Genomic DNA, 3,295 nt, shown 5'->3' with positions numbered 1-3,295 from the left:
ATCCGTACGCTGGCCGCGCAGGGCGTGACCCGTTTCCTGGAGTTGGGCCCCGACGGCACCCTCACCGCCCTCATCGGGCAGATGGCGCCCGAGGACGCCGTCGCCGTCCCGGCACTGCGCAAGGACCAGCCCGAAGAGACAGCCGCGCTCACCGCCCTCGCCCACCTCTTCACCCACGGCGTGCCCGTCGACTGGCCGGCACTCCTCACCGGTACGGGCGCCCGCCTCACCGACGTCCCCACCTACCCCTTCCAACACCAGAACTACTGGCCCGCCGACGCATACACGAGCGGTTCTGGGGGCGTACGGGCCGCGGGTCTCGCCGCCGCCGACCATCCGCTGCTCCGAGCGGCCGTATCGCTGGCCGACTCCGACGGCGTAGTGCTGTCCGGCCGGCTGTCCCTGGCCACCCACCCGTGGCTGGCCGACCACGTCGTCTTCGGACGCGTGGTCGTCCCGGGCACGGCCTTCGTCGAACTGGTTGTGCGGGCCGGCGACGAGGTCGGCTTCGGCACCCTCGACGACCTCACCGTGTCCGCGCCGCTCGTCGTCCCGGACGGAAGCGCCGTGCAGATCCAGGTGCGGGTCGCGGACACCGATGACGCCGGCCGCCGGGTGGTGACCGTGTACGCGCGTCCCGACGACGCGGCCGGCGACGCCCCCTGGACGCAGCACGCCTCGGGTGTCCTCTCCGACGAACCCGTCCGGCCCGAGTGGTCCGACGCCGCGCAGTGGCCGCCTGTCGGTTCGGAACGCGTCGAGACGGGTGACCTGTACGAGGACCTGGCCGACGCCGGTCTCACGTACGGCCCGCTCTTCCAGGGACTGCGCGGCGTCTGGCGGCGCGGTGACGAGGTGTTCGCCGAGGTGACACTGCCCCCCGGCACCGATGCCGACGGGTTCGGTCTGCACCCGGCGCTGCTCGACGCCACACTGCACGCCGTCGCCGCGGTCGGCGGAACGGGCGAACCCACCCTGCCGTTCGCCTGGGAGGGCGTCTCGCTGCAGGCGTCCGGCTCGACCGGCATACGGGCCCGGTTGGTCCGACGGGACGGGCGGGACGCGGTCGCAGTCGACCTCGCTGACACCGAGGGACGTCCAGTGGCACGTGTCTCCGGGCTGGTGGTCCGCCCGGTGACCAGTGAACAGCTCGGCGAGGCGAGTGCCGCGGCCGGATCACTGTTCCGGGTCGAGTGGACCGAGGTGCCGGATGCGTCGGCGGAGCTGCCTGCCGTCGCACTGATCGGCGTCGGCGAGGCGTTCGCCGACGTGGTGCGGGACGCAGTGGCCGACGTCCGAACCTATGCCGACCTGGACGAACTGGCCGCCGATACCGACCGGCCGGTTCCGACGCTGGTCGTGGCCGTCGCCGGGACCGCCGACGGCACGGCGCCGGACGTGGCCGGGCAGACGCACGCCGCCGTGGCGCAGTCGCTGGACCTGGTGCAAAGGTGGGTCGCGGAGGAGCGGTTCCGCACGTCGCGGCTGGTCGTGCTGACCATGTGCTCCACAGTGGTCTCCGCCGCTGTGCGCGGACTGGTGCGGTCGGCCACGGCCGAGTACCCGGGCCGGTTCGCGACATTGGAGGCCACGGACGTCGACGTCGACCAACTTGTCTCCGCCCTGCGTGCGTTGGCCGCCGACGAATCCGACGTCGCCGTGCGCGGTGACGGAGTCGTCGCGCCCCGTCTCGCGCGCGCCGGTCAGTCGGGGGGCGCCGTTGATGCCGTGGTGGAGTGGTCCGGTCCGGGTGCGGTGGTGGTGACCGGTGGTACGGGTGGTCTGGGTGCGGTGGTGGCCAGGCATCTGGTGCGGGTGCATGGGGTGCGGGAGCTGCTGCTGTTGTCGCGGCGGGGAGCGGACGCGCCGGGGGTGGGTGAACTCCTCGTCGAGCTCGGTGAGTTGGGTGCCGAGGCCGAGGTTGTGGCGTGTGATGTGTCGGACCGTGGGGCGCTGGCGGGTGTGCTGGCGGGCCGGTCGGTCCGGGGTGTGGTCCATGCCGCGGGCGTCTTGGACGACGGGCTTGTCGGCAGCCTGACCCCCGAGCGGGTGGAGTCCGTCCTGCGCCCCAAGGTCGACGCCGCCTGGCACCTGCACGAACTGCTCCCCGACGACACGCCGTTCGTGGTCTTCTCCTCCGTCGCCGGTGTGCTGGGCAGCGTCGGCCAAGCGGCCTACGCGGCGGCCAACGCCTTCCTCGACGCCCTGGTGACCCTGCGCCGGGACATGGGCCTGCCGGCGGTGTCCCTCGTGTGGGGCCCCTGGGAGCAGCAGGCCGGAGGCATGACGGCCGACCCGCAGCGTACGTCCGGCACCGGCATCCCCGCGATCACGGTCGACCAGGGCTTGGCGCTGTTCGACGCGGCACTGCGGACGGCCGAACCGGCGGTCCTGCCCGTTCCCCTCGACCTGCGTGCCGTCCGCGGCCTTGCCGAAGTACCGCCTCTTTTCCGCGGTTTGGTGCGGTCGCGACGTCGGGTGGTTGCGGGGGGTGGTCTGCTTCAGCGGCTCACTGGTCTGGACGAGGTGGAGCGGGGGGAGGTGCTGCTGGATGTGGTGCGGGTGCAGGTGGCGTTGGTGCTGGGTCACGAGAGCCCGGTCGGCCTCGATGATGCGCGGTCGTTCCGGGATCTGGGTTTTGATTCGTTGCTGGCTGTGGAGTTGCGCAACGGTTTGCAGTCGGTGACGGGTCTGCGGTTGCCGGCGACGTTGGTGTTCGACTATCCCTCGGTGTCCGCGCTGGCCGGGTTCCTGCTGGAGGAGGTGCTGGGGGCGCGGGCGGCGGCCCCGGCAGCGGCGTCGGTGGCGGCGGTGGCGCCTCTCGCCGATGATCCGGTGGTGGTCGTGGGGATGGCGTGCCGTTTCCCGGGGGATGTGTCGTCGCCGGAGGATTTGTGGCGGCTGGTGTCCGAGGGTGTGGACGCGGTGGGTGAGTTCCCGTCCGACCGTGGTTGGGATCTGGAGCGGCTGTATCACCCGGATCCGGAGCACAGCGGTACGTCCTCCACCCGCCACGGTGGGTTCCTGCACGGTGCGGGGAACTTCGACGCGGACTTCTTCGGGATGAGTCCGCGGGAGGCGTTGGCGACGGATGCGCAGCAGCGGTTGCTGCTGGAGTCGGTGTGGGAGGCGGTCGAGCGGGCGGGTGTCGATCCGACGTCGTTGCGCGGCAGCCGGACGGGTGTCTTCGCCGGCGTGATGTACAACGACTACCGGGAGTTGCTGCCGGGGGAGGAGTACGAGGCCTTCCGTGGTAACGGCAGCGCGCCGAGCGTCGCCTCGGGTCGTGTGGCGT

Annotated in this window: 1 protein-coding gene; it reads left to right on the top strand. The window is 72.0% G+C overall.

Translation table 11 applies throughout. The annotated features are described in order from the left end of the window. Positions 1-24: 24 nt before the first annotated feature. On the top strand, positions 25-3,295 hold a 3,271-nt coding region (locus FNH08_RS47500), incomplete at its 3' end, for a type I polyketide synthase (RefSeq protein ID WP_322726586.1).

The sequence above is a fragment of the Streptomyces spongiae genome (assembly GCF_009377185.1).
GTDB classification, from domain to species: Bacteria; Actinomycetota; Actinomycetes; order Streptomycetales; family Streptomycetaceae; genus Streptomyces; species Streptomyces spongiae.
This window is presented reverse-complemented; position numbering and strand designations above follow the sequence as displayed.